General features: G+C 70.2%; 15 protein-coding genes. 6 read left to right on the top strand and 9 right to left on the bottom strand.

Annotated elements, in window-relative coordinates:
- Positions 1 to 13: 13 nt before the first annotated feature.
- Positions 14 to 1,375, top strand: coding sequence for a TolC family outer membrane protein (locus AC1G9L_RS05365; RefSeq protein WP_010344494.1), 1,362 nt, complete (start codon positions 14 to 16; stop codon positions 1,373 to 1,375).
- Between the two features lie 381 nt (positions 1,376 to 1,756).
- On the opposite strand, the gene AC1G9L_RS05360 is transcribed toward AC1G9L_RS05365, so the two are convergent.
- Together AC1G9L_RS05360 and waaA are read right to left on the bottom strand one after the other, a co-directional pair.
- Positions 1,757 to 2,728, bottom strand: coding sequence for an IS110 family RNA-guided transposase (locus AC1G9L_RS05360; protein ID WP_481069694.1), 972 nt, complete (start codon positions 2,726 to 2,728; stop codon positions 1,757 to 1,759).
- Positions 2,729 to 3,053: 325 nt separating this feature from the next.
- Complete coding sequence (gene waaA / locus AC1G9L_RS05355) at positions 3,054 to 4,373, bottom strand: lipid IV(A) 3-deoxy-D-manno-octulosonic acid transferase (RefSeq protein ID WP_010344495.1); 1,320 nt, start codon at positions 4,371 to 4,373, stop codon at positions 3,054 to 3,056.
- 103 nt (positions 4,374 to 4,476) lie between these two features.
- On the opposite strand from waaA, the gene AC1G9L_RS05350 reads away from it, so the two are divergent.
- The gene (locus AC1G9L_RS05350) at positions 4,477 to 5,424 is read left to right on the top strand and encodes an LpxL/LpxP family Kdo(2)-lipid IV(A) lauroyl/palmitoleoyl acyltransferase (protein WP_481070429.1); all 948 of its coding nucleotides are present in this window, start codon (positions 4,477 to 4,479) and stop codon (positions 5,422 to 5,424) included.
- Positions 5,425 to 5,428: 4 nt separating this feature from the next.
- On the opposite strand, the gene AC1G9L_RS05345 is transcribed toward AC1G9L_RS05350, so the two are convergent.
- Genes AC1G9L_RS05345 through AC1G9L_RS05335 form a run of 3 tightly spaced genes read right to left on the bottom strand, consistent with a single transcriptional unit; the run spans position 5,429 to position 8,094 of the window.
- Entirely contained in the window at positions 5,429 to 6,784 is a 1,356-nt protein-coding gene (locus AC1G9L_RS05345) for an O-antigen ligase family protein (RefSeq protein WP_481070428.1), read from the bottom strand.
- Positions 6,765 to 7,886, bottom strand: coding sequence for a glycosyltransferase (locus AC1G9L_RS05340; protein ID WP_481070427.1), 1,122 nt, complete (start codon positions 7,884 to 7,886; stop codon positions 6,765 to 6,767). The genes AC1G9L_RS05345 and AC1G9L_RS05340 overlap by 20 nt, the downstream gene beginning before the upstream one ends.
- Positions 7,887 to 7,896: 10 nt before the next feature.
- On the bottom strand, positions 7,897 to 8,094 hold the full coding sequence (locus AC1G9L_RS05335) for a zinc-finger domain-containing protein (protein WP_010344507.1): 198 nt from the start codon (positions 8,092 to 8,094) through the stop codon (positions 7,897 to 7,899).
- 78 nt (positions 8,095 to 8,172) lie between these two features.
- Between AC1G9L_RS05335 and AC1G9L_RS05330 the strand changes: the two genes are divergently transcribed.
- Positions 8,173 to 8,547 (top strand): helix-turn-helix domain-containing protein, encoded by a 375-nt coding sequence (locus AC1G9L_RS05330; RefSeq protein ID WP_481070426.1) that lies wholly within the window; start codon positions 8,173 to 8,175, stop codon positions 8,545 to 8,547.
- A 438-nt stretch (positions 8,548 to 8,985) separates the two neighbouring features.
- Here the strand turns inward: AC1G9L_RS05330 and AC1G9L_RS05325 are convergent, their stop codons facing one another.
- Together AC1G9L_RS05325 and AC1G9L_RS05320 are read right to left on the bottom strand one after the other, a co-directional pair.
- Positions 8,986 to 11,271, bottom strand: a complete 2,286-nt coding sequence (locus AC1G9L_RS05325) for an NADP-dependent malic enzyme (protein ID WP_010344510.1) — start codon at positions 11,269 to 11,271, stop codon at positions 8,986 to 8,988.
- Between the two features lie 149 nt (positions 11,272 to 11,420).
- Positions 11,421 to 12,785: a dicarboxylate/amino acid:cation symporter gene (locus AC1G9L_RS05320; protein WP_481070425.1), complete on the bottom strand. Its 1,365-nt coding sequence runs from the start codon at positions 12,783 to 12,785 to the stop codon at positions 11,421 to 11,423.
- Positions 12,786 to 13,230: 445 nt separating this feature from the next.
- Between AC1G9L_RS05320 and AC1G9L_RS05315 the strand changes: the two genes are divergently transcribed.
- Positions 13,231 to 14,403, top strand: a complete 1,173-nt coding sequence (locus AC1G9L_RS05315) for a porin (RefSeq protein ID WP_019800027.1) — start codon at positions 13,231 to 13,233, stop codon at positions 14,401 to 14,403.
- Positions 14,404 to 14,723: 320 nt separating this feature from the next.
- Entirely contained in the window at positions 14,724 to 17,369 is a 2,646-nt protein-coding gene (locus tag AC1G9L_RS05310; RefSeq protein ID WP_481070424.1) for a hybrid sensor histidine kinase/response regulator, read from the top strand.
- Between the two features lie 527 nt (positions 17,370 to 17,896).
- On the opposite strand, the gene AC1G9L_RS05305 is transcribed toward AC1G9L_RS05310, so the two are convergent.
- Positions 17,897 to 18,247, bottom strand: a complete 351-nt coding sequence (locus AC1G9L_RS05305; protein ID WP_010344517.1) for a DUF5713 family protein — start codon at positions 18,245 to 18,247, stop codon at positions 17,897 to 17,899.
- Positions 18,248 to 18,341: 94 nt separating this feature from the next.
- Positions 18,342 to 18,980: a LuxR C-terminal-related transcriptional regulator gene (locus tag AC1G9L_RS05300; protein WP_209030825.1), complete on the bottom strand. Its 639-nt coding sequence runs from the start codon at positions 18,978 to 18,980 to the stop codon at positions 18,342 to 18,344.
- A gap of 285 nt (positions 18,981 to 19,265) precedes the next feature.
- Here AC1G9L_RS05300 and AC1G9L_RS05295 point away from each other — a divergent pair, with 285 nt between their 5' ends.
- The gene (locus AC1G9L_RS05295) at positions 19,266 to 22,400 is read left to right on the top strand and encodes a two-component regulator propeller domain-containing protein (protein WP_481070423.1); all 3,135 of its coding nucleotides are present in this window, start codon (positions 19,266 to 19,268) and stop codon (positions 22,398 to 22,400) included.
- Positions 22,401 to 22,409 lie beyond the last annotated feature (9 nt).

The raw sequence follows: 22,409 nt of genomic DNA, 5'->3' as shown, positions 1-22,409 counted from the left end.
CAAGGAAGCCGCAATGATCCGCCGATCCCTCGTCCTGGCGCTGGCCGCCGCGCTGTTTCCGCTGGCCGCCAACGCCACGGACCTGCTGCAAGTCTACGAAATGGCCCGCAACAGCGACCCGCAGTTGGCCTCCGCGGAATCGACCCGGCTGTACGACAAGGAGGGCGAGGTGCAGGCGCGCGCCGCGCTGCTGCCGCAGATCAACGGCAGCGCATCGCTGCAGCGCAGCCATAGCGAGATCGAGCGCGGCACCGGCGAACTGGCCGGCACCAGCAAGAGCCGCAGCTACGCCGTGCAGGGCCAGCAGACCCTGGTCAACTTCGCGCAGTTCTCCAACCTGCGCGCGCAGAAGGCGCGCAGCCTGGCCGCCGACTACACCCTGGATTCGGCCAACGACGACCTGATCGTGCGCACCTCGGCGGCCTACTTCAACGTGCTGGTGGCGATCGAGTCGCTGGTCGCCGCCGAGACCAACGAAGCCGCCGCCAAGAAGCAGTTCGACTACGCCGACAAGCGCCTGGAAGTGGGCCTGGCGCCGATCACCGACGTGCACGAAGCCCGCGCCGAGTACGACCAGGCCCGCGCCGACACGATCACCGCGCGCAACTCGCTGCAGGACCTGTACCAGGCACTGACCGAAATCACCGGCCAGCCGGTGCGCGACCTGCGCGGCCTGCCGGAGGATTTCCGTCCGCAGCTGCCGGCCACCGGCGGCGACATCGACAGCCTGATCGCCTCGGCGCTGGACAAGAATCCGTCGCTGCGTTCCTACCAGTACCAGGTGCAGGCCGCCGAGGCCAGCGTCTCGGCCGCGCGCGCCGGGCACCTGCCGACGCTGAACCTGTCGGCCAGCGCCGGCCGCGATGCGACCTGGGGCGACGGCGTCTCCGGCAGCAATTCGCCGCGCGCCGACAGCAACACCATCGGCGTCACCCTGAGCATCCCGATCTTCGCCGGCGGCGCCACCCAGTCGGCGGTGCGCCAGGCGCTGGCCCAGCGCGACATCGCCCAGGACACCTACGAACTGCAGAAGCGCGCGCTCGACCGCAACACCCGCAACGCCTACCAGACGGTGGTGGCCGGGATCAGCGAGATCGAGGCGCGGCGCCTGGCGGTGGTCTCGGCGCAGGCCGCGTTCGACGCCTCGCAGGTCGGCCTGGAAGTCGGCACCCGCACCGTGCTGGACGTGGTGCAGAACCAGCGCACCCTGTACCAGGCGCAGCTGGCCTACGCGCAGGCGCGCTACAACTTCCTGCAGAACCGCCTGCTGCTGAGCCAGGCGCTCGGCTCGCTGGACGTGGCCGAGGTGCAGTCGATCAACGCACTGCTGACCCAGAGCGCCGAATCCAAGCTCAACTCCACCAGCACGCAGTAAGCGCGTTCGCGCGCGCATCGAAACGGCGGGCCTTCGGGTCCGCCGTTTTGTTTTGCGCGCCGCGGGCGGCGATGCGTCAGCACCCCGTTTCCGCCTGCCGGTCGCGGCTGAAGCCGTTCCTACGAGTACGCACTCGCCATGCGACACGCGCCGTGCAGCGTCGCCCGCCATCTGCCAAGGCGAACGCCGTCCTGACCGCGACACGACAGTCCGGCAGCCTCACTGTGGGAGGGACTTCAGTCCCGACGCGCTGCGCCATGGATGAGGCGGAATAGGCGAAAGGAGAGTGTCATGCGTCGCGACTGAAGTCGCTCCCACAACCGGTTGTCTGGAGCCTGGAAAAGGACGCCGTCGCAGAGCCGGTAGATACCGTCTTACCCCCTAGCAGGCAAGGCCCCTTTTCGGATCGAACGCCGTGCCCGATTTGAGAACCCCGTAGGCCAGGTGCAGCAGCTTGCGCATGGCAGCGCACACGATCTGCTTGCCGGCTTTGCCGCGTTCGCTCAGCCGCTGTTTCAGCGTCCGGATGATCGGGTTGTGGGTCATGGCCACCAGGGCCGGCATGAACAGGCCCGCGCGCAGGCGGGGCGAGCCGGTGCGCGAGATGCAGACGTGGCCTTTGCGCTCGCCTGACTCCTGTAGGCACGGATTCAGGCCCGCGAAGGCGGTCACCGCCGAGGCATTGGCGAAGCGCCTCACATCGCCAAGCTCGGCCAGCATCAAGGCCGCGCTGGTGTCGGCAATGCCCTGGATGCTCACCAGCAGCTCGCGCTGCCCACGCAAGGTCGGATCCTGGTCGATATGGTCATCGATGGCCTGCTCGATCTGGGCGATGTGGTGTTGCAGATCGGCCAGATGGACCTGGATCGAGTCCTTCACCTGGGCCGGAGCGACCTCCAGCCGGTTGCGCTCCATCTGCAGCATCTGTTGCAGGTCCTGGCGCCGGCGCACCAGCGCTTTGAGTTGCTTGAGCGCCGGCGGATCAGGGGACCAACGGCGCAACTGCTCGCGATGACGCAGGGCATAACTGGCGATCAGCTTGGCATCGCTGCGATCGGTCTTGACCCGGCTGAGTTGGCTGCGTGCGTACGCGGCCGTCTGCGCCGGGTTGAGCACGCACACCCGATAGCCTTGTGCGTGGAGGAACTCGGCCAGCGCCTGGTGGTAGGTGCCGGTGGCCTCCATGGCGATCCAGCTATCGGGCTGCGCATGCGTCTGCAGCCATGCCTGCAGGGCCTGGAAGCCCTTGGCATCGTTGGACAACTTGGCCTTGGTACGGTGCTTGCCATTGGTCAGATCGATGGCCACATCGAAACTGCGTTTGGCGACGTCGATGCCGATGACGGGAGACATACGCGATTCCTCCATCGTGTCAGGGTCATGATCGGCGCTGAGCCCGGTCCTGCCTTGTCGATGCGAGTTCACGCCCGGGGGCGGACTCTGGATACCGTTCGGACACACAAGGGCCAGCATGTGGAGGGCGGAGCCGATCTACGATGCAAGCTCGAAGCTTTAGGAGCGACTGGACCTCCCACACCTCCTCCGATGATCAGTCGGAAGACATGACGCCTGTTTAGGGGCGACATGTCCAGATACAAGGAGCGGCTTCAGCCGCGACACGCCTTACCGGGAACGTCCGTCGCGGCTGAATGACGCACGCATCCCTGCACCACGCACGTCAGTCCTCCGCACTCGCCTCGCCGGCCAACGGCGGCAGATGCGGCGCGATCAGTTGCAGGGTCCGTTGCAGCGCGCCGCGGCCGTTGGCGACCAGCGCGCAGCCGGCCTCGGCCATCTGCTTGCGCGCCTCCGCGTCGCCCAGCAGGGACTGCAGCGCCGCGCACACGGCGCCGGCATCCTCGCAGATGGCCACCGCACCGGCCTCACGCATGCGCCGCGAGATTTCGGAGAAGTTGTGCAGGTGCGGGCCGGTGACCGACGGCGTGCCGACCGCTGCCGGCTCCAGCAGGTTGTGGCCGCCGATCGGCTGCAGGCTGCCGCCGACGAAGGCGACCTGCGCACAGGCGTAGAACCCCATCAACTCGCCCAGCGTGTCGATCACGAACACCGCATCGTCGGCACCCGGCCACTGCTGCTGGCGGCGCGTGGCCACGCGCCAGCCCTGGTCGCGCGCCAGCGCCTCGACCTTGGCGAAGCGTTCCGGATGCCGCGGCGCCCACAGCAGCAGCAGGTCCGGCCACTGCCGGCGCAGTTGCCGGTGCATCTCGATCACCGCCGCTTCCTCGCCATCGTGGGTGCTGGCGGCGATCCACACCGGGCGCGCCGCCGGCACGCGCTCGCGGAACGCGGCAACGACTTCCGGCAGGTGCGCGGGCGCGGCGATGTCGAACTTCAGGTTGCCCAGCGCGCGCACCTGCTCGGCGCGTGCGCCCAGCGCGACGAAGCGCTCGGCGTCCTCCTGCGACTGCGCCGCCACGCAGGTGACGGTGCGCAGCGCGCGCCCGATCAGCGGTCGCAGCACGCGGTAGCCGCGCAGCGAACGCGCCGACAGCCGCGCGTTGAGCACGTACACCGGAATGCCGCGGTCGCGGCAGCCGAACAGCATGTTCGGCCACAGCTCGGTCTCCAGGATCAGCGCCAGGCTCGGGCGGAAATGCTGCAGGAAGCGGCCGACGCTGCCGGGCACGTCGTAGGGCAGGTACACATGGTCCAGGGCGTCGCCCCACAGCGCACGCACCCGCTCCGAACCGGTCGGGGTGATGGTGGTGATCACCCAGCGGATGTCCGGGCGCTGCGCGCGCAGCGCGTTGACCACCGGCGCGGCGACGTTGACCTCGCCCACCGAGACCGCGTGCAGCCACACCCGCGGGCGTCCGCGCGCCTGCGAGTACGAGGCGTAGCGCTCGTCCCAGCGCTGGAAGTACTGGCGCACGCGGAAGCCGCGCCAGACCAGGTGATAGACGGTGACCGGCAGCAGCAGATAGAGCACGGCCGAGTACAGGCCGCGCAGCAGCCGCTCGATGAAATCGTTGCGCATCCGGACAGCATAGCCGGTTGCGCGCAGGCGGCGGCAGACGATCGCCATGCGCCCAACAGTGCGAGCCGACGCGGCCGTGCGCGTGCCCGGCTAAACTTGGCGCATGTCTGCCGCCCCCACTCCGCCCGCGTCCGCGACCCAGGCCGCACCGCCGCCACGCTCGCCCCGCCACTGGCCCACCTGGCTGCTGCTCGGCCTGGCGGTGATCGCCGCACGCCTGCCGTGGCTGTTGCAGCGCGCACTGGGCCGCGGCATCGGCTGGCTGGCGCTGCGCCTGGCCGGCACCCGCCGCCATGCCGCCGAGGTGAACCTGACACTGTGCTTCCCGGAGCAGAGCGAGGCCTGGCGCGCGCGCCTGCTGCGCGACAGCTTCGACGCGCTGGGCGTGGGCGTGTTCGAATTCGCCCGCGCCTGGTGGGGCGGCATCGGCGCGATTCGCCGGCGCACCCGCATCGAGGGCCTGGAACACCTGCAGGCGCTGCAGGCGCAAGGCCGCGGCGTGCTGCTGGTGTCGGGCCACTTCATGACCCTGGAGATCTGCGGCCGCCTGCTGTGCGATCACGTGCCGCTGGCCGGCATGTACCGGCGCCACCGCAACCCGGTGTTCGAATGGGCGGTCAAGCGCGGCCGCCTGCGCTACGCCACCGCCATGTTCGCCAACGAGGACCTGCGCGGCAGCGTGCGCCACCTCAAGCGCGGCGGTTTCCTGTGGTACGCGCCGGACCAGGACATGCGCGGCAAGGACACGGTGTTCGTGCCGTTCTTCGGCATGCCCGCGGCGACCATCACCGCCACCCACCAGCTGGCGCGGCTGACCGGTTGCGCGGTGGTGCCGTACTTCCACCGCCGCGAAGGCGCCGACTACATCCTGCGCATCGCGCCGCCGCTGGAAGACTTTCCGTCGGAAGACATGGTCGCCGACACCGCGCGGGTCAACGCCGCCATCGAGGCGATGGTGCGCGAGGCGCCGGCGCAGTATCTGTGGATCCACCGCCGCTTCAAGCGCCAGCCCGGCGGCCGCAGCGACTTCTACGAGCGCCAGCGCGGCTGAGCGCTCACCCCGGCGTCGCGGCGTCGGTGCGTTCGCCCGGTTCGGGGTCGTTGGCGAGCAGGGCGCCGGCGTACAGGCCGATCAGCAGCATGGTCAGCGCGCCCCAGAACGACGAGTAGAAGGCCAGGTGGGTGTTGAACGGGAACACCGTGATCAGCAGCGCCTGCATGGCCGGCCGCGCGCGTTCGCGCGCCTGCGCGGACGCGTAGCGCCAGGCGCGCCACGCCTGCGCGGCACCGGCCAGCCACAGCAGCAGGCCGATCACGCCGGTCTCGGCGAGCACCTCGAGCACGATCTGGTGGGCATGGAACGCCGGTTCGCGTCCCCATTCCCCGGCATGGCTCGGGTCCGGATCGCACCCGACGTAGGCCTCGCGGAAGCCGCGCACGCCGACGCCGTTGATCGGGTGCTGGCGGATCATGCACCAGGCCGCGGTCCAGATCTGCGCGCGCCCGGTCAGGGCGGCGTTGAGGTCGGCCGGATGCCCGCTGAGCGCGCGCGCGGTGCGCTCGAAGCGGTCGTGCACCTGCGGCGACACCACACCCAGCACGCCGGCGCCCAGCAGCGCGGCCACGCCCAGCGCCAGCAGCTTGCGCGTGCCGAGCAGGCGCCAGCCCGACAGCACCAGCAGCAGCGCATAGGTGACCCACGACGCGCGCGATCCGGCCAGCACCAGCACCACGCCCACCGCGCCCGCCGCAAGCAGCCAGCCCCAGGCGCCGCCGCGGCGCGCGGCCACCCACAGCAGGAACGGCGAGACGCTGGCCAGCACCTGGCCGAATTTCAGGTTGCACGGGCCGAACACGCCGCTGAGGCGATCGGCCAGGGCGATCTCCTGCGGCGTGCACAGGCCGTGGTGGCTGATCGCCCACTTCAGTTGATCCATCGACCAGAACAGCGGGCTGGTGCCGCACAGTGCCTGCGCCAGCGCGTCCACGGTCCAGATCGCCGCGATCGCCGCCAGGCCGTTGAAGGTGATGCGGCGCCCGCGCGGCGTCGCCACCGCCATCGCCACCAGCCACAGGAACGGCAGGAAGCGCAGGTCCACCGCCGATTCGCGCAGGGCCAGCGCCACGTCCACCGCGCCGAATGCCGACAGCGGCTGCGGCAGCCAGTAGGTGAGGAACAGCAGCGTGGTCAGCGCCCAGGCCGGACCGCTGAGCAGGCGCGCGCCGCCGCGGAAACGGCTGTGCAGCAGGCGCGCCAGGGTGACCAGGGCGCCCAGCGCCAGCACGCCGGCGGCCAGGCCGGGCGCCGGCCACAGCGCGACGAACACCAGCACCCACACCGGCGCCCAGCGTTCGCGGACCTCAGGCAGGGCAGAAGCGGACAGGGAACCGTCAGGGCCGGAGTTCGTCATAGATCGCCAGGGTGCTGCGCTGCATCGCCTGCAGCGTATAGGGAAGCGTGGCCGGCGGCGCCGGTGGCTGCGCCAGCAGCGCGCGTGCGGCGCCCTGCAGGGCCGCGGCGTCGAACGTCGCCACGGCGCCGGCGGGCTGCAGTTGCGCCAGCAGTTCGCCGACCCCGCCATGCGCCCAGCCCAGGACCGGCCGCCCGACCGCCAGCGCCTCGACCACGGTGCGGCCGAACGCCTCGGGCTTGCGCGAGAGTTGCAGCACCAGGTCGCTGGCGGCATAGGCCTCGGCGATGCGGGCGGTCGGCGGCGTGAACGCCACCGCGTCGGCCACGCCGAGCGATGCCGCCTCGGCCTCCAGTTCGCGCACATACGCGTCGCGCCCGGGCTCGCGCGCGCCAGGCAGCCACAGCCGCGCATCCGCGGCCGCGCCGCCCTCGCCGCGCAGCGCGGCCAGCAGGCGCAGGGCGTCGGCGTGACCCTTCAGGCGGGTGCCACGCCCCGGCAACAGCAGCAGCGGCCCGTTGCCGGCCAGCGCCGGCGCCTGGCCAGCGGCCCAGGCCCGCGCCTCCGCGTCGGGCCAGGGACGGCGCGGGAACTGCGCCGGATCGATGCCGCGCGGCACCACCCGCAGGCGCGCCGGATCGGTCTGCGGATAGTGCTGCAGCACATAGGCGCGCACCGTCTCGGACACGCAGATGACCCGCTCGCCGCGGGTCATCACCGCGCTGTAGCGGCTGGGCGAATTGAGCCCGTGCACGGTGGTGACCAGGCGCGGACGCTGCGCCGCCGGCATGCCCTGCAGCGCGCGCCAGCCCAGCCAGGCCGGCAGTCGCGAGCGCGCGTGCACGATGTCCGCGCGCTCGCGAGCGAACAGGCGCCGCAGCGCCGGCACATGGCGCAGGGTCAGCAAGGACTTGCGGCCGATGTCCAGGGCGATGTGCTCGGCACCGGTGGCGGCCAGCGCCGGCAGCAAGCGGCCGCCGGCCGACACGACCACGGCGCGATGCCCGGCGTCGACCAGGGCCTGGGCGATTTCCAGCGTGGACCGCTCGACGCCGCCGGACTCCAGCGCCGGCAGCAGCTGCACCACGGTCAGGCGGTGCATCGAATCCGGGTCAGTCGACCAGCACGAAGACCGCGCCGCAGTACGGGCACTTGGCTTCCAGGCCCGGCTCGTCCTCGATCGGCAGGTAGACCCGCGGATGCGAGTTCCACAGCGCCATCTCCGGCGTCGGGCAGCTCAGCGGCAGGTCGGCGCGGCGCACCTCGTAGCGCGTCTGGGCATTGGCGGGCGCGGTGGCGGTATGGCTCATGGCGGTGGGGACACGGCGAAAAGGGACAGGCGATTCTAGCAGTCCGTCCCGGGCCAGGCGCGGGTCCCGGAGGCCGCGGTGGCAGCGATCGCCGGCCGTCCTTTCACGCGCCTTTCCGCTTCGCTTGATACGGAACCAACGCACCACTATGCTGGCATCACGCGGCGCCGACATGCCGCTTTGAGGTGTCTCGTGGATATAGGTGTGCGTTTGATGCAGGCGCGGCGAAATGCCGGTTTCACACTGCGCGAGCTTGCCGCCTTGTTGGGCGTGGCGCATAGCACGCTGGGTCATTGGGAGAACAACCGTTCGGTCCCCAATGCCCGGCATTTACTGAAGATCGCCGAACTTACCGGCGTCGACGCATATTTGCTGCTGACCGGCAAGCCTTCCAAGCTGAACCAGACCGACGGCGACAGCCTGCCGCTGCCGGTGGGCAAGCGCATGGCCTGAACGAGGCGCGGCGCCGCCGGCGCCGCCGGCGCCGCCTTCGTGCCCGGCCTTCCCTCGCGCGGCCTTCGTGCCGGCCGCGCGCGCAGCGATGCGAATGGCACTGCGACATTTGGTGTCGCCTACGAATGAAAGCGTTTTCAGCCTCGGCCTTTCGATCCCTCCCCTAGCGTCCCCCTCGCCCGCCGGCCCAGCAGCCGTGGGGATCGTGGCGCCGCTGCTGTTCTCTTCTCGCTCCATACCATTGCGCGCAACCAGCGCAGGCGGCTGCGTGCGCGGAACGCCCGCGCGGCAGGTGCGATTCGCCTGCAATGCGAATGCGCACGCCGATGCGCCGCCGCATCAGCGGCAGCGCATCGGCACAGCAACAGTGGGCGCGACCGGCGAACGCACGGCGCGCGACGCGTGCCGGCGCCGCTGCGTGCGGCGCCGACCCGGCGCTTACTTTTCCGCGTCGCGTTGCTTGCGGATCTGCGCATCGACCGCGGCGATCGCGGTCATGTTCATCACCCGGCGCGAAGTGGCGCTGGTGGTGAGGATGTGCACCGGCTTGGAGATGCCCATCAGGATCGGGCCGATCGCCACGCCGTCGGTGAACACGCGCACCAGGTTGTAGGCGATGTTGGCCGCTTCCAGGTTCGGCAGCACGAACAGGTTGGCGCGGCCCTTCAGCGTGCTGTTGGGCATGATCTGCTTGCGCAGCGCCTCGTCCCACGCGGTATCGCCCTGCATCTCGCCGTCGATGTTGAGTTCCGGCTTGCGCTTGAGCAGCGCCTCGCGCACTTGGCGCATCTTCAGCGCGTCGCGCGAATCGTGGCTGCCGAAGTTGGAATGCGACAGCAGCGCAATATTCGGCTCGATGCCGAACAGCTTCAGGCGATAGGCGGCCTGCAGCGTGGCCTCGACGATCTGCTCCACGCTCGGGTCTTCCTGCACGTGGGTGTCGACGAAGAAGAACGCGCCCTGCTGGTTGATCACGCCGGTCATCGCCGAGGTCGAGCTGACCCGCGGCTCGAGCGGAATCACGCTGCGCGCGTAGCCGAGCTTCTTGTGGAAGCGGCCGACCACGCCGGTGAGCAGCGCATCGGCTTCGCCGCGCGCGACCATCACCGCGGCAATCAGCGTCGGCCGCGAGCGCATCAACTCCTTGGCCGCGGTGACGGTGACGCCACGGCGCTCGGTCAGCGCGTGGTAGTACTGCCAGTAGTCGTTGAAGCGCGGATCGTCGTGGATGTTGGTGATCTCGAAATCCACGCCGGCAGTGATGCGCAGGCCCAGGCGCTGGATGCGCGCCTCGATCACGTCCGGGCGGCCGATCAGGATCGGGAACGCCAGGCCCTCGTCGATCACGCTCTGCACTGCGCGCAGCACCACTTCCTCTTCGCCCTCGGCGTACACCACGCGCTGCTTGTCGGCGCGGGCGCGGTCGTACACCGGCTTCATCATCAGGCTGGTGCGGTAGACGAACTGGCTGAGCTTGTCGCGGTAGGCGTCCATGTCGGCGATCGGCCGCGTGGCCACGCCCGAGTCCATCGCCGCCTGCGCGACCGCCGAGGACAGTTCGACCAGCAGGCGCGGGTCCAGCGGCCGCGGGATCAGGTAGTCGGGGCCGAAGCTCGGCGTCTCGCCGCCGTAGGCCGCGCCCAGGTCCGAGGCCTCGCGCCGTGCCATCGCGGCGATCGCCTTGACGCAGGCGACCTTCATTTCCTCGTTGATGCCGGTGGCGCCGACATCGATGGCGCCGCGGAACAGGTAGGGGAAGCACAATACGTTGTTGATCTGGTTCGGGTAGTCCGAACGGCCGGTGCCGATGATCGCGTCCGGGCGCACTGCCTTGGCCGCTTCCGGGGTGATCTCCGGATTGGGATTGGCAAGGGCGAAGATCACCGGCTGCGGCGCCATGGTCGCCACCATCTCCGGCTTGAGGATGCCCGCGGCCGAAAGGCCGAGGAAGATGTCCGCGCCCTCGACGATCTCGGCCAGCGTGCGCTTGTCGGTGTCGCGCGCGTAGCGCGCCTTGTCCGGATCCAGATCGGTGCGACCGGTGTGGATCACGCCGTCGCGGTCCAGGGCCAGGATGTTCTCCGGCTTCAGGCCCAGCGAGACCAGCATGTTGACGCAGGAAATACCGGCCGCGCCCATGCCGGTGGTGGCCAGCTTGACCTCTTCGATCTTCTTGCCGGTGACCACCAGCGCGTTGAGCACGGCCGCGCCGACGATGATCGCGGTGCCGTGCTGGTCGTCGTGGAACACCGGGATGTTCATGCGCTCGCGCAGCTTGCGCTCGACGATGAAGCACTCCGGCGCCTTGATGTCTTCCAGGTTGATGCCGCCGAAGGTCGGCTCGAGGCTGGCGATGATGTCGACCAGCTTGTCCGGGTCGTTCTCGTTGATCTCGATGTCGAACACGTCGATGCCGGCGAACTTCTGGAACAGCACGCCCTTGCCTTCCATCACCGGCTTGGACGCCAGCGGGCCGATGTTGCCCAGGCCCAGCACCGCGGTGCCGTTGCTGATCACCGCCACCAGGTTGCCGCGCGCGGTCAGTTCGCTGGCCTGTTGCGGATCGGCGACGATGGCCTCGCAGGCGAAGGCCACGCCCGGCGAATAGGCCAGGGACAGGTCGCGCTGGGTCAGCATGGGCTTGGTCGCGGAGACCTTGATCTTGCCCGCCGGCTGTTGGCGGTGATAGTCGAGGGCGGCCTGTTTGAAATCGTCGTTTGACATCGAGGGCTTCTTTTGTCGAAAGGCGCGGAGGCCCGGAATTCTACCCCCAGCAGCAGGAGTGGTCCTGTCTGGCGGCTGTCGCCAGGGCCTTGAGTGCCGGGAAAAACGCGACGCGCCGGCAATGCCGGCGCGTCGTGCGGTGCAGCGGATCAGCGCGTGGCGAGCGATTCGGCCGCCACCGCGGGCAGCGGCACGGCCTCGCCGTCCAGGGCCAGGCGCAGGCGATCGCGATCCAGTGCGTTCTCCCAGCGCGAGACCACCACGGTGGCCACCGCATTGCCCATGAAGTTGGTCAGCGAGCGGCACTCGCTCATGAAGCGGTCCACGCCCAGGATCAGCGCCATGCCGGCCACCGGCACTTCCGGCACCACCGCCAGCGTCGCCGCCAGAGTGATGAAGCCGGCGCCGGTGACGCCGGCCGCGCCCTTGGAGCTGAGCATCGCCACCAGCAGCAGCGTGATCTGGTGGCCGAGGGTGAGTTCGGTGTTGGTGGCCTGGGCGATGAACAGCGCCGCCAGGGTCATGTAGATGTTGGTGCCGTCGAGGTTGAACGAGTAACCGGTGGGCACCACCAGGCCGACCACCGATTTCTCGCAGCCGGCACGCTCCATCTTCTCCATCAGCGACGGCAGCGCCGATTCGGACGAGGACGTGCCCAGCACCAGCAACAGTTCCGTCTTGAGGTAGCGGATCAGCTTGAAGATCGAGAAGCCGCACAGATACGCCACGGCGCCGAGGATCACCACCACGAACAGCAATGAGGTGACGTAAAACGAACCGACCAGCCAAGCCAGCTGCACCAGCGAGTGCAGGCCGTGCTCGCCGATGGTGTAGGCGATCGCGCCCAGCGCGCCGATCGGCGCGGCCTTCATCAGGATGTGCACCAGCTTGAACACCGGCGCGATCAGCGCCTCCAGCAGGTTCAGCACCGGCTTGCCGCGCTCGCCGACCAGGGCCAGCGACACGCCGAACAGCACGGCGACGAACAGCACCTGCAGGACGTTGGTACCGACCAGCTTGCCGTTGACCACCTGGTCGCCGGTGAACGCGCCGACCAGCGAGTTGGGGATGATGTCCATCAGGAAGCCGACCAGGGTCAGGTCGTGCGACTTCTGCACGTAGCTGGCGACCTTGCTCTGGTCCAGCGTGGCCAGATTCACGTTCATGCCCGCGCCGGGCTGCACCACGTGCGCGACGATCATGCCCACCACCAGCGCGAGGGTGGAGAAGAACAGGAAGTACACCATCGCCTTGCCGAACACCCGGCCGACCGTCTTCAGGTGGGTCATGCCGGCGATGCCGGTGACGATGGTCAGGAAGATCACCGGCGCGATGATCATCTTCACCAGCTTGATGAAGGCATCGGCCAGCGGCTTGAGCTGGGTGGCGAACTGCGGTTCCAGATGGCCGAGGACGGCACCGATGACGATGGCCACCAGCACCTGGACATAGGTGTGCCGGTAGAACGGCACAGGCCGCGGCGCAGGCGTGGCCGGGGAAGTTGAGATGTGCATTGAAAGCGCTCCGGGACGGTCCGCCCACCCGACGCGGGTCGCGGAATGCTGCCTTTGTACGCGTCGCCAGCGTCTAAGCAGATAACCTATTGGTACTAGGCCCGGCGCCGCACCGTGTCGACGCGGTTACAGTGGCGCGGTAGGCTCACGGAAGGGCTAACGCAACGCCGCACGCAGACGCCGCCCCTCGCGGCCGACAGCGGCGCCGTCGCCATCGCAGCGCGCGTCTTCAGGGGTAGACGCCGCCGCAGGACTGCAACATCGCCGTAAAGAACGGCCGGGCGCGTCCGCTATTGCATGCAGGGGGCATCACGTCCGGCACCGTGTCCGCATCGCGGCGGCATCGCCGTTCGCGTGTGGCCCACCGCCGCACTGCCCGCGTCATCGCACCAACTGCCCGGCCGGGGACTGCCGTGCCTTCATTCCTTACCGAGACGACTCCATCATGCGCCACACTCTTCTCTTCGCCGCGCTGGGCCTGACCGCCGCCGCTCCCGCCTTCGCTGCCAACGGCTTCGACGACTGGCCGACCAAGGTCGCCTTCAACGACGGCACCGAACTGGCCGTGACCGGCAACTACGCCTACGACTGGAACAACTTCTCCAACGACGACGGCCGCCTGGAGGACGACAATACGTTCCGGCGCAAGGAATTCGGCGCCACGCTGAAGAGGAAGGGCGTGTACGACGCGATGGTGTACTTCGACTTCCAGTCCAAGCTGTGGCTGGACGTGTTCTTCCGCTTCGAGACCAAGGCCCTGTTCGGCGCCGACTACGGCAAGGTGCGCCTGGGCTACATCAAGGTGCCGGTGGGCCTGGAAGGCGTGACCAGCTCGCGTGCGGACAGCTTCATGGAAGTGGCGCTGCCGGTGCAGGCGATCTATCAGGGCCGCCGGACCGGCGTGGAGTGGACCTTCGAGCGTCCGCAGTACCTGCTGCAGGCCGGTGCCTACGGCGGCAAGGATCTGCAGGGCGACAATCCCGGCACCACCCAGGCGGTGCGCGGCGTGTGGACCCCGTTCAAGGCCGACGGCGACGTGCTGCACCTGGGCCTGGCGTACTCGCAGGAGAATCCGCGCGGCTACCACAACGGCCTCGACGTGAGCTTCAGCCCGCGCGCGCGCTTCCGTGCGCGTCCGGAAGCCGGCCTGACCGACGTGCGCCTGATCGATTCGGGCACGCTGGTCGACGTCGACCAGGTGCGCCGCACCGGCCTGGAGGCGATCTGGATCAAGGGTCCGTTCTCGATGCAGGGCGAGGCGCTGCGCGCCGACGTGACCCGCGACAACGGCCGCCCCGACTACACCGCCGACGGCCAGTACGTGTTCGCCAGCTACGTGCTGACCGGCGAATCGCGGCCCTACAGCGCCGGCAACGTCGGCAACATCAAGCCGGCCAACGCCTACGGCGCGGTCGAACTGCTGGCGCGCTACAGCCGCCTGGACCTGGACGACGGCACGGTGCTCGGCGGCCGCCAGCACGACTGGACCCTGGGCGCCAACTGGTACCTGACCAGCCACTTCAAGTTCCAGGTGAACTACGTGCGTGCCGATGCCGAGCGCGCCGGCGTGCGCGTCAAGCCGAACTCGCTGGACCTGCGCGCCCAGGTCCAGTTCTGAGCCGACGCAGTCCGGCCGATCCGACGCGATCGGCCGGACTGCGGGTTGCTGCCCCGCGCGAAGGCGCTGCGCAGCGAACTGCCGGCATGGCCCTCGGCGATGCCGACGGCGCTTGGGTGATGTGCCCTGTCCACCCACGACGTGCCCGTTGTAGATCCGCAAGACGGCGTCGGCGGCATCCATTGACGCGATCGGCGGCCAATCTGCCCGGGTACTTCGCTCTCGCTTGGCGATCCACGGTGCCAGCCATCGCCACCGCGCACCGCAAACGCCAGCGCACCCTCTAAGCTGATGCGGTCCCGGCCGTTGCGTTCTTCCGCATGCCCTCGCTCCTGCGCCATCGTCGCCTGATCCTGCTGCTGGTCGTCATCGTCGGCGGCATGGTGCTGGCGATGCTGTCGGCGCAACACGTCGCCGAACAGCGCGCGCTGCGCGCCGAGAGCGTGCAGTTGCGCCAACAGCTGGAGCTGTATGCGCAGACCCTGCAGCAGCGCATCGACCGCTACCGCACCCTGCCGCAGGTGCTGGCGCTGGACCCGGAACTGCGCGACGCCCTCACCCATCGGCTGGACGCGGCCACGCAGCAGCAGTTGAACCTGAAGCTGGAACGCGCCAACGACGTCACCCGCTCCTCGACCCTGACCCTGATCGATGCCAACGGCGTGGCCCTGGCCGCCAGCAACTGGCGCCTGGCCAGCAGCAACGTCGGCGCCGACTACAGCTTTCGCCCCTACGTGAAGCAGGCCCTGGCGCAGGGCAAGGGCCGCTTCTACGGGATCGGCATGACCACCGGCGTGCCCGGCTACTTCCTCTCGCAGGCGATCCTCGACGCGCATGGACGCCCGCTCGGGGTGATCGTGATCAAGATCGAACTGGCCGCGCTGGAGCACGAATGGCTGCGCGTGCCCGACGTGGTACTGGTCAGCGATGGGCATGGCGTGGTGTTCCTGTCCAGCCGCGACGTGTGGCGCTACCGCCAATTGCAGCCGCTCAGCGCGCGCGAGCGCGACGAACTGCTGGCGACCCGCCAGTACGCCCAGCAGACCCTGCTGCCGGCGAAGCGGCGGGTGCTGGAGACGCTGGACGACGGCGGCCAGGTAATGCGCATCGACATGCCGGCGCAGCCGGCGCCGCTGCTGTGGCAGAGCATGGCGCTGCCGGAGAGCGGCTGGCGCCTGCACCTGCTGCACGACGTCGGCGGCAGCCGCGCCGCCGGCCGTGCCGCCGCGCTGGCTGCGGCCGGCATCTGGCTGGCGCTGTCGTTCCTGGGCCTGCTGTTCCAGCAGCGCCAGCGGCTGGCGCGGCTGCGCCAGCGCAGCCGGCGCGAACTGGAAGCGCTATTGCAGCAGCACGCGCAGGAACTGCGCACCGCCCAGGATGGCATCGTGCAGGCCGCGCAACAGGCCGATACCGGCCTCAGCCGCAGCCTGGAACACCTGCCGCAGGGCGTGGTGATCATCGACGCGCAACTGCGCCTGGTGGCGTGGAATTCGCGCTATCTGGAGATCTTCCGCTTTCCCCCGGAGCTGATCCGGGTCGGCCGCCCGATCGAGGACGTGTTCCGCTACAACGCGCGCCGCGGCCTGCTCGGCCCCGGCCCGGTGGAAGCGGCGATCCAGCGCCGCCTGGACCACCTGCGCAGCGGTCGCCCGCACATGCGCGAGAGCGAGAAGGACGACGGCACGGTGCTGGAGATCCGCGGCAATCCGCTGCCCGACGGCGGCTTCGTGACCAGCTACGCCGACATCACCAGCTACAAGAACGCCGCACGCGAACTGCGCTCGCTGGCCGACGCGCTGGAGCATCGCGTCGCCGAACGCACCCACGACCTGGCCGAGGCCAAGCGCGAGGCCGAGAACGCCAACCGCTACAAGACCCGATTCGTGGCCTCGGCGGTGCACGACCTGCTGCAGCCGCTCAATGCCGCGCGCATGTTCGTCTCGGCACTGCGCGGCAAGCTGCACGACGCCGATGCACGGCAGATCGCCGACCATGTCGACAACGCGCTGGCGGCGCAGGATGCGATCCTCAACAGCCTGCTGGACATCTCGCGGCTGGAAGCGGGCACGCTGAAGACGCAGGTGCAGGACCTGGCGCTGGATCCGCTGCTGCAGACCCTGGCGCGCGAGTTCGGCATCGTCGCCGAAGGCCGCGGCCTGCGCCTGGACTACGTGCCGACCCGCGCCACCGTGCGCAGCGATGCGACCCTGCTGCGGCGCATCCTGCAGAACTTCCTGTCCAACGCGGTGCGCTACACCCCGCGCGGGCGCATGCTGCTGGGCTGCCGGCGCGACGGCGCGCAGTTGCGCATCGAGGTCCACGACCAGGGGCCGGGCATTCCCGACGCGCTGCAACAGGAGATCTTCGAGGAGTTCCGCCGGCTCGGCGACGGCGTCGCCAACGACCGCGGCGCCGGCCTCGGCCTGGCGATCGTGGAACGCATCGGCCGCCTGCTCGGCCATCGCATCGGCCTGCGCTCGCAGTTGGGCCGCGGCAGCGTGTTCTCGGTGACCGTGCCGCTGGGCGATGCCGCGGCCGCACAAAGGCAGGCACCGGCGGCGATGGCCAGCGACAACGGCGACGATCCGATCCTGCACGGTTGCCGGGTCTGGTGCATCGATGACGACCCGCGGGTCTGCGAGGCCAGCCGCACCCTGCTGACGCGCTGGGCCTGCCAGGTGGAACTGGCCGCCGGCCCGGACCAGGCGCTGGCCGCGGCGCAGCCGGCGCAGGCGCCGGAACTGGTGCTGCTGGACGTGCGCATGGGCGAGTGCGACGGCCCGACCCTGTTCGCGCAGTTGTGCACGCGCTGGCAGGCCGAGCCACGCGCGATCCTGATCACCGCCGAGGCCGACCCGGCGCTGCGCATCCTGGCGCAGGAGCGCGGCTGGGGCTTCCTGGCCAAACCGGTACGCGCGCCAGCCCTGCGCGCGCTGATGACGCAGATGCTGCTGCGGCGTGGGTGAGGCGTGTGAGCGGGTTTATCAGGTTTGGGGAATGTGGATCTTTGGCTGCCGCACCCTCATCCGCCCCTGCGGGGCACCTTCTCCCAGAGGGAGAAGGGAAGCGCTGGCCCCTCTCCCTCCGGGAGAGGGGTTGGGGTGAGGGTCCGGGGCGCGCAGCGCCACGCACGAACTCATCCGCAGTTGACGCGCCCATCCCACCGCCGCCCTGGCGGCGAAAGAATCCTGGCCGCCGTACCCTCATCCGCCCCTGCGTGGCACCTTCTCCCGAAGGGAGAAGGGAAGCGCTTAGCCCCTCTCCCCCCGGGAGAGGGGTTGGGGTGAGGGTCCGGGGCGCGCAGCGCCGCGCACGACCTCAACCCGCAGTTGACGCGCTAATCCCGCCGCTGCGCTGGCGGCGAAAGAATTCTGGCCGCCTTACCCTCATCCGCCCCTGCGGGGCACCTTCTCCCGGAGGGAGAAGGGAACGGCTGGCCCCTCTCCCGCCGGGAGAGGGGTTGGGGTGAGGGTCCGGGCGCGCAGCAAGGCCTCTACCACTCGCGCGGCGCGATCAGCTCCTCGACGTCGGCGTCTTCGAAACCGTAGGCCTTGGCGATGTGCAGAAAATCCACGCCGATGTTCTCGCTTGCGGCGGTCTCGATCTCGCTGTCGTGGGCCTCGAATTCCAGCGCCAGCTTGTTGAATTCCTCGGTGGCGGCATGGGTCAGCCGGTACAGCGCCGGCAGGTCCGCCGGTGCCTGCGCCTCGATCGCCTCGCACAACCGCAGCAGGATCTTCTGTCCCTTGCCGACCAGCGACGGCGGGAAGTAGTCGTCGTCCAGCATCTCCTGCAGGAACGGATAGTGGGCGGTCTGCTCGTTGCGGAGGGTCGTGGTGGGCATGGTCCGGTGGTCTCCGCCCGCGGGGGGCGCGGGCATCGGCGCATAGCATCGCGTATCCGGGCGCCGCGGAAAACGCCCCCCGCCGCGGTTCGGTTCAGGCCTCGCCTTCAGGCTCCAGCGCCTTCACCAGCACCGCGGCCTGGGTGCGGCTGTGGCACTCGAGCTTCTTCAGGATCGCGGTCACGTGGACCTTGACGGTGTTCTCGGCCAGGCCCAGCGCATAGGCGATCTGCTTGTTGAGCAGGCCATCGGCCAGGCACAGCAGCACCCGGAACTGCTGCGGGGTCAGTTGCGCCAGGCGCGCGGCCAGCTGCGCGTCGGCCTCCGACCGTGCCGCGGTCAGCGGCGGAAACCAGGTGCCGCCGTCGAGCACCGCCGCCACCGCGATGCCGATGGTCTCGGCCGGCGAGGACTTGGGGATGAAGCCGGCCGCGCCGAACTGCTGCGCACGACGGATCACCCGCGGGTGATCGTTGGAGGAGATCACCACCACCGGCACGTCCGGGCGCTCGCCGCGCACGTGCAGCAGGGCCGAGAAGCCGCGCGCGCCGGGCATGGCCAGGTCCAGCAGGATCAGGTCGGCATCGGCCTGCGCGGCCAGCGCAGCGTCCAGGGTCGCGGCGCTGGCCGCTTCCACCACCAGGGCGCGCGGCAAGGCCTGGCGCAGCGCGTGCAGCACGGCGGCGCGGAACAGCGGGTGGTCGTCGGCGACCAGGATCGTCGGGGCATCCATGGGCGTGAGGCGGCTGGCATGACGCCGCGAGGCGTCGGGTGGGCGCGGACGGCGCGCAGGACATGCAGTGTACGTGCGGCGCGGAGGGATGCCGAGCGCGCGCGCTCCCCCGGAGGAGCGCGCGCCAGGACCCGCCTGCCGGATCTCGTCGGCAGCGCGCGCCACGCGGCACCGCCCTGCACGAGCCGCACCGGACGATCGCCCGGCATCCTGGACGCCAGCACCAGCGGCAGGCCCCGACTGCCGCCCATTCAAGACCGACACCACATTGGCCGATAACACGGCGTGATCGCCTCCCTCTCCAACCTGCTGGGCCGCCTGCCGCTGGCCGCGTCCTGCCTCACCCTGTGCCTGGCGCTCGCGCCGGCTGCCTCCGCGGCCGTGGCGGCCGACGACGACGCCCTGCCCAGCAGCCTGGAGCACTTCGGCCTGGACGAGGGCCTGTCGCAACTGTCGATCAACGCCTTGCAGAGCGACGACCAGGGCTTCCTGTGGGTCGGCACGCAGGAAGGCCTGAACCGCTTCGACGGACATCTGTTCCGCGCCTACCGGCGCGAGCTCGGCAGCGACAGCCGGCAGAGCCTGCTCAGCAGCAGCATCGACAGCATCGGCTTCGAGCCGCGTGGCACCCGCCTGTGGCTGGGCACCAACGACGCCGGCCTGGAAGTGATCGAACTGGCGACCTGGCAGCACCACCGTCTCGACACGAAGCAGGGCCTGTCGCACAACCGCATCACCCAGATCCTGATCGATCCGCACGGCGGCGCGTGGCTGGGCACCGAACGCGGCCTGGACCGGGTCGAGGCCGACCTGCAGCGGGCACGACCGCTGGGCGGCGATGCGCCGGTGGTGGGACTGACCTGGATGCCGGACGGCACGCAGCCGGTGGCGCTGGACCGGCAATGCCGGCTGTGGCGGCTGAGCCGCGACGCACGCGAGGAGCTGCCGGCGCCGCGCGGGATCGACGAATGCGTGGGACTGCAGTCCGGGCCGGAAGGGCTGTGGCTGGCCTCGGCGCGCGGCGGGCTGTTCCAGCTCGATCCGCGCGGTGCGGTGTTGGCGCACTGGATGCCGGCGCAGTTGTTCACCCACGGCAGCGACCTCAGCGCGCTGATCCGGCTGCACGACGGCCGCGTGCTGGTCGGCACCACCAACGCCACGGTGACGCAACTGGACAGCGTGCGCCATGTGCCGCAGCGGCTCAGCTTCGACCTGCCGCCGAACAGCGCCATCATCCGCTTCTACCAGGCGCCCGACGGCACCTGGTGGATCGGCACCTACACCGCCGGGCTGTACCGGGTACGGCCGTTGTCGGCGGTGATCCGCAACGACGAGGAGCGCGTCAGCGACACCCACGACTGGCCCAGCAGCAGCGTGCGCAGCATCTGGCGCGACGGCGAGCGCATGCTGATCGGCACCGACCAGGGCCTGCTGACCCGCGACAACAGCCGCGCCGCCTGGCATGTGGTGCCGGGGCTGGCCAGCCAGGCGATCCGCAGCATCGCCGCCGACCGCGACGGCTGGTGGCTGGGCACGCGCCAGGGCCTGTGGCGCCTGGACCGCAGCGGCGCGCTGCGACGCCTGGGCGGCCTGGCCGACGAGCACATCAACGATCTGCTGCTGGAAGGCGACACGCTGTGGGTGGCCACCCGCCGCGGCCTGAGCCGCGTGGTCGGCGGCCAGGTGCGCAACGATCCGCGCTGGGCGCCGCTGAACGGACACACCCTGACCCGGATCTACCGCGACAGCGAGGACACGCTGTGGATCGGCTGCAACGACTGCGGCGTGTGGCGCATGCGCAGCGGCCGTCCCGCCGAGCCCTACCGCCCGCGCGGCAGCACCCTGTACCCCTCGGTGTGGTCGCTGTACGAACACGACGGCGTGCTGTGGGTGGGCACCTTCTCCGGTGGGCTGTACCGCATCGACCTCAAGCGCGACGTGGCAGTGCGCTACAGCGACCGCGAGGGGCTCAGCAGCAACGTCATCTACACCATCCTGCCGGATCCGCAGGGGCGGCTGTGGCTGAGCACCAACAACGGCCTGAGCGTGCTCGACCCGCGCACCCGCATCGTGCAGAGCCTGGGCCGCCGCGACGGCCTGCAGAACCAGGAGTACAACAGCGGCCGCGGCTACCGCGACGCGCACGGGCTGCTGTACTTCGGCGGCACCCAGGGCGTGGACGTGGTCGATCCCACGCGCCTGCCGCTGCGCAGCCCGCAGGCGCGCGCGGTGCTCACCGACCTGCGCATCCTCAATGCCGGCGAGGACCGCGAAGGCGGCGAGAACCAGACCGAGAGCGACGTGGTCTACGCGCAGCGCATCGCCCTGGACCACCGCGACAACGTGTTCACCATCGGCATGACCGCGATCGACTTCGCCGCGCCCGGCACCGCGCGCCTGCGCTACCGCGTCGACGGACTGCAGAAGGGCTGGGTGTATCCGCAGACCGCGCACAGCGATTTCTCGGTCAGCCACCTGCCGCCGGACCGCTATACGCTGGTGGTGGAAGCGGCCGGGCGCGACGGCCAGTTCGGCGCCGCGCGGCGACTGCAGATCGAGGTACTGCCGCCGCCGTGGCGGCATCCGCTGGCCTACGCCGGCTACGTGCTGCTGGGGCTGGCGCTGCTCGGGCTGGTCTTGCATCGCGTGCGACGCACGGTCAACCGCGAGCGCGACATGGTGGAACTGTTGAACCTCACCGTGGCCGAGCGCACCCGCCAGCTCGAACGCGCCAACCAGCAACTGCTGCAGAGCAACGCGCGCCTGCAGGCGGCCACGCGCCTGGATCCGCTGACCCAGGTCGCCAACCGCCGCGAGCTGCAGGATTGGCTGGCGCGCGAATGCCCGGTCCTGCTGGCGGCGCTGGACGACGGCAGCAGCGCCGATGCGCTGTATTTCTTCATGATCGACGTGGACAACTTCAAGCGCATCAACGACGACTATGGCCACCAGGCCGGCGACGCGGCGCTGGTGCACTGCGCCGACCGCCTGCGCGGGCTGTGCGGCGAGCGCGACCTGCTGGTGCGCTGGGGCGGCGAGGAGTTCCTGCTGGTCACGCGCCTGCCGCGCGAGGACGCCGCCAGCGCCCTGGCCGAACGCCTGCGCGCGGCGGTGGCGACGCAGGGCTTCGCCCTGGCCGAGCGCGAACTGACCCTGACCTGTTCGATCGGTTTCGCACCGTGGCCGTTTGTCGCCGCGTGGCCGGCGCTGGGCGACTGGGAACAGAGCGTGGGCCTGGCCGACCGCTGCCTCTACGCCGCCAAGGGCGCCGGCAAGGACGCCTGGGTGGGGCTGGCGCCGGGCGCGGCCCCGGACCGGCCGCGCCTGCACGCGCTGCTGGCCGGCGGCGCGCCGGAGGAGCTGGGCGACAGCGTGCGCGTGCTGTGCTCGCCCGGGCGCCAGCCGCGCTTCGCGCGCTGAGCACCGGCG

This window comes from Xanthomonas sp. NCPPB 1132, assembly GCF_056629235.1.
The sequence above is the reverse complement of the archived record's forward strand: the minus strand, read 5'-3'. Positions and strand labels throughout refer to the sequence as shown.

What these genes read in the sequence shown, in the direction of transcription:
- AC1G9L_RS05340 (WP_481070427.1), bottom strand. Translation starts at nt 7,886, where the DNA reads ATGCACCGCCTGACCGTGGTGCAGCTGCTGCCGGCGCTGGAGTCCGGC.
- AC1G9L_RS05310 (WP_481070424.1), top strand. Translation starts at nt 14,724, where the DNA reads ATGCCCTCGCTCCTGCGCCATCGTCGCCTGATCCTGCTGCTGGTCGTC.
- AC1G9L_RS05305 (WP_010344517.1), bottom strand. Translation starts at nt 18,247, where the DNA reads ATGCCCACCACGACCCTCCGCAACGAGCAGACCGCCCACTATCCGTTC.
- AC1G9L_RS05320 (WP_481070425.1), bottom strand. Translation starts at nt 12,785, where the DNA reads ATGCACATCTCAACTTCCCCGGCCACGCCTGCGCCGCGGCCTGTGCCG.
- AC1G9L_RS05300 (WP_209030825.1), bottom strand. Translation starts at nt 18,980, where the DNA reads ATGGATGCCCCGACGATCCTGGTCGCCGACGACCACCCGCTGTTCCGC.
- AC1G9L_RS05335 (WP_010344507.1), bottom strand. Translation starts at nt 8,094, where the DNA reads ATGAGCCATACCGCCACCGCGCCCGCCAATGCCCAGACGCGCTACGAG.
- AC1G9L_RS05360 (WP_481069694.1), bottom strand. Translation starts at nt 2,728, where the DNA reads ATGTCTCCCGTCATCGGCATCGACGTCGCCAAACGCAGTTTCGATGTG.
- AC1G9L_RS05345 (WP_481070428.1), bottom strand. Translation starts at nt 6,784, where the DNA reads ATGACGAACTCCGGCCCTGACGGTTCCCTGTCCGCTTCTGCCCTGCCT.
- waaA (WP_010344495.1), bottom strand. Translation starts at nt 4,373, where the DNA reads ATGCGCAACGATTTCATCGAGCGGCTGCTGCGCGGCCTGTACTCGGCC.
- AC1G9L_RS05315 (WP_019800027.1), top strand. Translation starts at nt 13,231, where the DNA reads ATGCGCCACACTCTTCTCTTCGCCGCGCTGGGCCTGACCGCCGCCGCT.
- AC1G9L_RS05350 (WP_481070429.1), top strand. Translation starts at nt 4,477, where the DNA reads ATGTCTGCCGCCCCCACTCCGCCCGCGTCCGCGACCCAGGCCGCACCG.
- AC1G9L_RS05325 (WP_010344510.1), bottom strand. Translation starts at nt 11,271, where the DNA reads ATGTCAAACGACGATTTCAAACAGGCCGCCCTCGACTATCACCGCCAA.
- AC1G9L_RS05365 (WP_010344494.1), top strand. Translation starts at nt 14, where the DNA reads ATGATCCGCCGATCCCTCGTCCTGGCGCTGGCCGCCGCGCTGTTTCCG.